Source organism: Pyxidicoccus fallax, assembly GCF_012933655.1.
In the GTDB taxonomy this organism is placed as follows: Bacteria; Myxococcota; Myxococcia; order Myxococcales; family Myxococcaceae; genus Myxococcus; species Myxococcus fallax.
In genome coordinates, this window is record NZ_JABBJJ010000478.1 from 1 (window position 1) to 7833 (window position 7833).

At 73.0% G+C, this 7833-nt stretch carries 7 protein-coding genes; 5 read left to right on the plus strand and 2 right to left on the minus strand.

Features of this window, described 5'->3' with window-relative positions; translation table 11 throughout:
• Positions 1 to 115 precede the first annotated feature (115 nt).
• The 5 genes from cyoE (at position 116) to HG543_RS49380 (ending at position 5466) form a co-directional block, all read left to right on the plus strand.
• Positions 116 to 1000, plus strand: coding sequence for a heme o synthase (cyoE, locus tag HG543_RS49360; RefSeq protein WP_169351937.1), 885 nt, complete (start codon positions 116 to 118; stop codon positions 998 to 1000).
• Positions 1001 to 1024: 24 nt separating this feature from the next.
• Positions 1025 to 2014, plus strand: coding sequence for an ABC transporter ATP-binding protein (locus tag HG543_RS49365; protein WP_169351938.1), 990 nt, complete (start codon positions 1025 to 1027; stop codon positions 2012 to 2014).
• Positions 2011 to 2892 carry an ABC transporter permease gene (locus tag HG543_RS49370; RefSeq protein WP_169351939.1) on the plus strand — a complete coding sequence of 294 codons (882 nt, stop codon included), beginning with the start codon at positions 2011 to 2013 and terminating at the stop codon, positions 2890 to 2892. Before HG543_RS49365 ends, HG543_RS49370 begins: the two co-directional genes overlap by 4 nt.
• A gap of 40 nt (positions 2893 to 2932) precedes the next feature.
• A complete protein-coding gene (locus HG543_RS49375) occupies positions 2933 to 3781 on the plus strand; it encodes a carboxypeptidase regulatory-like domain-containing protein (RefSeq protein ID WP_169351940.1) in 849 nt (282 codons plus the stop codon).
• Positions 3782 to 3891: 110 nt separating this feature from the next.
• The gene (locus tag HG543_RS49380) at positions 3892 to 5466 is read left to right on the plus strand and encodes a lipase maturation factor family protein (RefSeq protein ID WP_169351941.1); all 1575 of its coding nucleotides are present in this window, start codon (positions 3892 to 3894) and stop codon (positions 5464 to 5466) included.
• A gap of 13 nt (positions 5467 to 5479) precedes the next feature.
• On the opposite strand, the gene HG543_RS49385 is transcribed toward HG543_RS49380, so the two are convergent.
• Positions 5480 to 6970 carry a HAMP domain-containing sensor histidine kinase gene (locus HG543_RS49385; protein ID WP_246357856.1) on the minus strand — a complete coding sequence of 497 codons (1491 nt, stop codon included), beginning with the start codon at positions 6968 to 6970 and terminating at the stop codon, positions 5480 to 5482.
• A gap of 104 nt (positions 6971 to 7074) precedes the next feature.
• On the minus strand, positions 7075 to 7755 hold the full coding sequence (locus tag HG543_RS49390) for a response regulator transcription factor (protein ID WP_169351942.1): 681 nt from the start codon (positions 7753 to 7755) through the stop codon (positions 7075 to 7077).
• Positions 7756 to 7833 lie beyond the last annotated feature (78 nt).

Consider the following 7833-nt stretch of genomic DNA (forward strand, 5'->3'; position numbering starts at 1 on the left):
GTCCGCGGGTGGCTGCAAGGGGCTCCGTATCCTTGCCCACCCCCCGCTGGTGCCTGTATGGGAGGGCCGTTACCGCGCCGGCAGTGAACCTGTCGCGCCTTGCCCCGGAGTCTGCGTGAGCGCGCGTGCCGAGTCCCTGTCGACGACCGCGTCCGACCTGATCTCCCTGACCAAGCCGCGGCTGTCCTCGCTGGTGCTCATCACCACCGCGGGCGGCATGTTCCTGGCTCCCGGTCCACTGGACACCGTGCGTGCCCTGGTGACGCTGCTGGCCACGGCCGGCACGGTGGGCGCCGCCAACGCGCTCAACTGCTACTGGGAGCGGCACAGCGACCAGTTCATGGCGCGCACCCGCAACCGGCCGCTGCCGTCCGGGCGCATGGAGCCGTCGGTGGCGCTGTGGTTCGGCATCTCGCTGGCGGCGGTGTCCCTGCCGGCGCTGGCGCTGGGCGCCAACGTGCTCACCGCGTTCCTGGGCCTCATCGCGCTGCTGAGCTACGTGCTGGCCTACACGCCCCTGAAGGCGCGCACCTCCGCCGCCATGCTGGTGGGCGGCGTGCCCGGCGCGCTGCCGCCGCTGATGGGCTGGACGGCGGTGACGAACCAGGTGGACGCGGGCGGCTTCGCGCTCTTCGCCATCCTGTTCCTGTGGCAGATGCCGCACTTCATCGCCATCGCCCTGTTCCGCAAGGAGGAGTACGCGGCGGCGGGGCTCAAGTCGGTGCCGCTGGAGCGCGGGGACGAGTCCAGCCGCGCGCAGATTGTCTTCTACCTGGTGGCGCTGATTCCCATGTCGCTCCTGCCCTTCCAGCTCCACATCGCCGGGACGTGGTACCTGGCCGCGGCGGTGACGCTGGGGCTGAGCTTCCTGGGCCTGGGAGCGTGGGGGTTTTTCCGGAGGCTGGGAAAGCCCTGGGCCCGCCAGACGTTCTTCTATTCGCTCATCTACCTCACCGGCCTGTTCGCAGCGATGACGCTGGACCGCGTCCCTCGCGGCTAGCGGGGAGCCGGGGGGAAGCCGCCCATGCCTGATACCTCGGTCTCCACCCCGCCCGTCCCGCTGCTCCAGCTCGAGGGCCTCACCCGCCGCTTCAAGGACCGCACCGCCGTGGACGGGCTCACCCTGTCCGTGCGGCAGGGTGAAATCCTGGGCCTGCTGGGCCCCAACGGCGCGGGCAAGTCCACCACGTTCCAGGTGCTCGCGGGGCTGCTGGCCCCGGACGCGGGGCAGGTGCGCTTCGCCGGGCGCGTGCTGGCGCTGAGCGACCCGAGCCTGCGCCGGCAGATGGGCATCATCTTCCAGCGCAGCAGCCTGGATGACCTGCTCACCGCGCGGGAGAACCTGATGCTCGGCGCGCGGCTGTATGGCCTGGGCGGAGAGCGGGCGCGCGAGCGCGTGGAGGCGATGCTCTCCCTCATCGGCCTCGCGGACCGCGGCGACGAGCGGGTGTCCACGTGGTCCGGCGGCATGCGCCGGCGGCTGGAGCTGGCGCGGGCGCTGGTGCACCAGCCGCGCGTGGTGCTGATGGACGAGCCCACGCAGGGCCTGGACGAGGCCGCCTTCCGCTCCTTCTGGGCGCACCTGAAGCGGCTGCGCGACATCGAGGGCCTCACGGTGCTGCTCACCACGCACCGGGCGGACGAGGCCGAGGTGTGTGACAGGCTGGCGGTGCTGGACGCGGGCCGGCTGGTGGCGTGCGACACGCCGGCGGCGCTGGCCTCGCGCATGGGTGGGGACATCCTCACCGTGGAGGCCCCGGAGCCGGAGGCGCTGGCGCGCGAGGTGCGCGAGCGGCTGGGCCTGGACGCGAAGGTGGTGGAGGGCCGGGTGCAGGTGGAGGCCGCGCAGGGCCACGCGCTGGTGCCCAGGCTCGTGGAATCGTTCCCCGCCGGGCGGCTGACCTCCGTGTCGCTGCGCCGGCCCACGCTGGCGGACGTGTTCCTCCAGCTCACCGGGCGCGCACTGGGGGCGGACGTCCCCACCGCCGAGCCCGCCCCGAGGAGGCGCCGATGAACGCCGAGGTTTCCACCGCTTCGAGGCCCGTGGAGGCCCCGGTCTCCAAGCCCCACGCCGTCGAGTCACGGGTGCCGGCTCCGGAGGCGCCGGGCTCGCTGGCGCTGCAGTGGGCCACGGTGCGCGTGCTGATGGCGCGCGACGTGGTGCGCTTCTTCCGCCAGCCCAGCCGGGTGGTGGGGGCGCTCGCGCAGCCCATCCTCTTCTGGTTCGTCATCGGCTCGGGCTTCGCGGGCTCGTTCCGCGTGGAGGGGGCGCAGGGGCTGGGCTACCAGCAGTTCTTCTTCCCCGGCGTCGTCACCATGGTGCTGCTGTTCAGCGCCATCTTCGCCACCATCACCGTCATCGAGGACCGGCGCGAGGGCTTCCTCCAGGCGGTGCTCGCGGGCCCGGGCTCGCGGCTGGCGGTGGTGCTGGGCAAGGCGCTGGGCTCGTCGGCCATCGCGCTGATGCAGGCGTCGCTGTTCCTGCTTCTGGCCCCGCTGGCCGGGGTGAGCGCGGCCACGGTGAACCTGCCGCTGCTGTTCACTGTCATGGTGCTGTCGGCGCTGGCGCTGACGGGCATGGGCATGTCGCTGGCGTGGTGGGTGCGCTCGAGCGCGGGCTACCACGCGGTGATGAGCATCGTGCTCTTGCCCATGTGGGTGCTGTCCGGGGCGATGTTCCCGCTGAAGGGCGCGGACTCGTGGCTGGCGTGGGTGATGCGGGTGAACCCGATGCGCTTCTCCGTGGAGGGCGTGCGGCGCGCGCTGTATGGCGTGGAGGCGTCGGCGGCGGTGGGGCCCGCGTCGGTGGCGGGGCTGGAGGTGCCGGTGCTGCTCGCCTTCGCCGCGGTGTTCCTGGGGCTGGCCGCCGTCAGCGTCAGCCGCCGCGAGTAGCGGACATGATGTCGAACGTTTTCACCGAGGAGACTGCACGATGACGCTGCGCACGCTCGGACTGAGCCTGCTGGGAACCGCGGGGCTGCTGACCCTTTCCGCCTGTCAGAAGGAGGCGGCTCCCACGCCCGCCACGACTCCGGCGCCTTCCGCCGCTCCGGCCGCCACCGCGGAGCCGAAGCCGCACGCGGCCACGCCCGTGGGCCAGACGGAGGCGCAGGCCGCCGCTCCCTCCGCGCCCGCTGGGAAGGGCGTGGTGAAGGGCGCGGTGAGCTTCACGGGGACGCCGCCCGCGGCGGCCGACATTCCTCCGAGCAACGACCCGGCCTGCGAGGGCATGTCGACGAAGGACATGTCGGTGGTGGTGAAGGACGGGAAGCTGGCGAACGTGCTGGTGCGCGTGCGCGGCAACGTGCCGGGCGCGGCGGCCGCTCCGGCGACGCCGGTGACGGTGGACCAGTCGAAGTGCACCTACGTGCCGCGCGTGCAGGGCGCGATGGTGGGCCAGCCGGTGGCCTTCAAGAACAGCGACGGCACGCTGCACAACGTGCGCGGCGTGGTGGGCACGAAGTCGGCCTTCAACATCGCCCAGCCGCCCTCGGGCGCGCCGGTGCAGAAGCCCGTGCCGGCGGACGCCGAGGTGCTCCGGCTCAAGTGCGACGTGCACCCGTGGATGACGGCGTACGTGGTGACCAACCCCAATCCGTACTTCACCACCACGGGCGAGGACGGCGCCTTCACGCTCCAGGGCCTGCCCGCGGGCACGTACACCGTGGAGGCCTGGCACGAGACGCTGGGCACCAAGACGGCCGAGGTCACCGTGAAGGATGACGCCCCGGCCGAGGTCTCGTTCGCGTTCGCCGCGACGGATACGTCCGCGAAGAAGTGACGGTGGGCCAGGGCGGCGCCCGGAGCGCCGCATCGGCCAGAGCGTTCCCCGGTCGACCCCCCTGACACCCCGGCGCTCCCGTCCCCGGGGGCGCCGAGGACGGCGAACCCATGGAAGCTGGACGCGCCGACACGCAGCAGTCGGGGCTCGCGAGGGTACGGTGGTGGTACCTGCGCGGGCTCGGGCTCATCTTCTGTCTCGCGTTCGCATCGCTGCTTCCGCAATTGCCCGAGCTGCTCGGGCCCCAGGGGCTGAGCCCCGCGGCGGAGTGGCTCGACTGGGGCCGTGAGTCGCTCGACGGAGCAGGGCGCGTCCTTCAACTGCCCACGGTGCTCTGGCTCACGGGGGCGGACACCGGGGCGCTGCGAGGCGTGGCCATCGCCGGCTTCCTCTGTGGCCTCCTGCTGTTGGGGAACGTGGCGCCTCGCTACGCGCTCGTGGGCGCGTGGGGGGCATACCTGTCCCTCCTGACGGTGGGAGGCCCGTTCCTCAGCTTCCAGTGGGACGTGCTGCTGCTGGAGGCCGCGCTCGTCTCCCTGCCACTGGCGCCCGGGCACGTGTGGCCTCCGCGCGTCGCCACGGAGCCCCGGCGTGGCGCCGTGCTCCTCGTCCGCTTCCTGCTGTTCCGGCTGATGGTGTTGTCGGGCCTCGTGAAGCTCGCGAGCGGTGACTCGACGTGGCGCGACTTCACCGCGCTGGAGTACCACTACTGGACGCAGCCGCTGCCGAACGCGCTGGCGTACCTCGCGCACCAGCTCCCTGCGTGGATGCAGCGCGCGAGCACGGTGGCCATGTTCGTCATCGAGCTGGTCGTGCCGTTCCTCCTCTTCGGCCCCCGGCGCGTGCGGCTCGCGGGCGCGGCGCTGCTGGCCCTGCTCCAGGTGGGCATCCTCGCCACCGGGAGCTATGGCTTCTTCAACCTGCTGACGCTCGTGCTGTGCATCGCCGCGCTCGATGACGGCGTGCCGCGCGGGGCGCGGGTGCCCCGTGTTGATGGCTCCGACGCGGAGGAGCGGCGCGTGGAAGGGCAGGGCGGTCAGCCAGTTCCCGCCACGGGCCCCGTGGCATCGCGGCTCCCGTGGACACGGCGCTCACGGTGGGCAACCGGGGTGTTCACCGCGTTCGCCCTGGCCTATGCCGTGCTCGCGCTGTCCCAGGATGCACGCCGCCTCCTGGGGTGGCGTCCTCCAGAGCCGGTCGCCACGGTGCTCGGAGCCGTCGGTTCGTTCCGAAGCATCAACACCTACGGCCTCTTCGCGGTGATGACCACCACGCGCGAGGAAATCCTCATCGAGGGCAGTGGCGACGGCCAGACGTGGCGCGAGTACCTCCTGCGCTGGCGCCCCGGCCCCGTGGACGAGCGCCCGCGCTTCGCCGCGCCGCACATGCCCCGCCTGGACTGGCAGATGTGGTTCGCCGCGCTCTCCACCTGCCGTGACAACCCCTGGCTGTTGCGCCTCCAGGACGCGCTGCTCCGGGGCGAGCCCCAGGTGCGCGAGTTCTTCCGCGACGGCTCGCTGCCGGAGACCCCGCCGCGCTACGTGCGCACGCGCCGCTTCGACTACCGCTTCACGGACCTCGCCACCCTGCGCGCGACGGGCGCGTGGTGGACGCGCGAGGAGCGGGGCGCGTACTGCCCGCCCCTGACCCTGGAGAACGGCCAGCTCCGGCGCGCGGACCCGTGAGGCCCACCGGCGCTCAGGCCGTGGCGCTCTGGGGCGCGGCGTCGATGGTGGCCGGACCCGACTTCTTCACCGTGAAGCCCACCCGCGCGCCGCCGCCCGTCCGGTTCTCCGCGAAGGCGTCGCCTCCGTGGGCCCGGGCAATCCGCTGCACCAGCGCCAGCCCCAGTCCGAGCGAGCCGGCCTCGCGAGCTTCTCCGCCCCGGTCCTTCCGGTAGAAGGGCTGGAAGATGCGCGCCTCCTCGCCGGGCTGCAGTCCCTGGCCCCGGTCATCCACGAAGAAGGCCAGGTGTTCGCCCCGGTCCTGGACGCGCAGTGCCTCCGCTCCCGCGCCATGCCGCCGCGCGTTCTCCAGCAGGTTCGCCAGGGCCCGGCCCAGCAGCGTCGCGTCGCCCATCAGCCCCGTGTCCGCCGCCTCCACGTCGAGCATCGACGCCGGCAGCCCCGCGCGCTCCAGCGCCTGCCCCGCGAGCGTACGCCCGTCCAGCACGCGCGACGTCAGCTGGCCGAAGTCCAGCCGCGAGCTGGCCAGCAGCTCACCCACCAGCGCGTCCAGCTCCACCACCTCGCGGTCCACCTGGTCCAGCGTCCGTGGGTTGCCTCCGCCGTCGCGCAGCAGCTCCGTCAGCACCCGCATGCGCGCCAGCGGCGTGCGCAGCTCATGGGACACGGCGGCGAGCAACTCCCGCTGGTCCGCCACCTGCTTCTCGATGCGGGCCGCCATGTCGTTGAAGGCCACCGCCAGCAGGGCGAACTCGCCCGTGGTGTGTGGCAGCACCTTCGCGCGCGCGTTCAGCCGGCCCGCGCCCAGCGCCTCCGTGGCCTGCACCAGCGCGTCCACCGGACGGGCCAGCCGCCGAGCCATCTTCCCCGCCGCCAGCCACAGCAACATCCCCGCGAGTCCCAACGGCAACAGCACCCGCCAGATGGCCCTCTGCCGGAACTGCGAGAAGCACGCTCGCACCTCGCCCAGCCGGGTGCCACTCCGCTCCACCGGCAGGCTCACCTCCGTCTTCCGGCAGGACTCTCCGCCGCGCACCAGCATGGCCCCCGTGCTGTCCCGAAGCTCCACGCCGACGTCCAGGTCGGCGGCGATGGAGCGCACCAGCGCGTCCCGCCGCGTGGGCTCGTCCCACACGTCCGAGAACTGGTGGGCCACGAAGGTCCGGAGCCGATCCTGCTCCTGCTTCCAATGGCTGCCGCCCACCAGGCTCATCACCGAGGCCACGATGGCGCCGGTGACGAGGATGGACAGGGCGAACCAGAGGAAGAGGCGCCGGTGCAGCCGGGCGCGGATGAAGTGCCCCAGCCGGCCCATGGGCCAGTACCGGTGCCGCCAGCGCTGCCGCGCTCGGGCACGCGCATATTTCCACGGGTCGCGCCCCCACGGGTCGCGGTACGGAGGTCTGTCGTGCCAGTGTCCCCACGGGTCGTGCCCCCAGGGCCAGTGCGGGTGCCCCGGAGGCCCGCGTCCGGGCTCCTGCTCCGAGGGCTCCCCCCGGGGCATCGGTTCATCTCCACACCCACGCGGCCACGGCCCGGGACGGCCGCCCGGGGGCCCCTCCTCGGGAGGCGGACCTTCGGGCCCCTGGCCCCACTCGCGACGGCGGCTCATGCGCCCTCTTTGGCGAAGACGTAGCCCACGCCGCGCACCGTCTTGATGAGGCGCGTCCCAGCGTCACCCAGCTTCTGCCGCAGATGCGAGATGTGCACGTCCACCGTGCGCTCGCCCACCACGGTGTCGCTGCGGCCCGCCTCGCCCAAGAGCGCGTCGCGGGGGATGACCCGCCCGGCCCGGCGCACCAGCGCCACCAGCAGGTCGAACTCCAGCCCCGTCAGGTCCACCAGCCGGTCCTCCACGCGCACCTCGCGCCCGGCCACGTCGATGGACACGCCGCCCGCCTCCAGCCGGTCCGCCACCACCGACGGCTGCGCCCGCCGCAGCACCGCCCTCAGGCGCGCCAGCAGCTCGCGTGGGCTGAAGGGCTTGGGCAGGTAGTCGTCCGCTCCCAGCTCCAGCCCCACCACCCGGTCCGTCTCGTCACCCTTCGCGGTGAGCATCAGCACGGGGATGCGGCTCTTCGCCCGGATGCGCTTGCACACCTCCAGGCCGTCCATGCCCGGCATCATCACGTCCAGCAGCACCGCGTCGTAGGCCCCGGCCTCCAGCGCCGCCAGGCCGCGCCCTCCGTCGGGCGCATGGGTGACGCTGAGGCCGTTCTGCCCGAGGTACTCCGCGAGCAGTTCGTACATCCGGGTGTCGTCGTCGATGAGCAGGACGCGTGTGGACATGGGCGGGCTTCGACTCTAACGCGGTCCTCCGGCGGGCGCGGCGGCCTCGACGGTGGGGGAGGTGAATCGGGCGGGCGG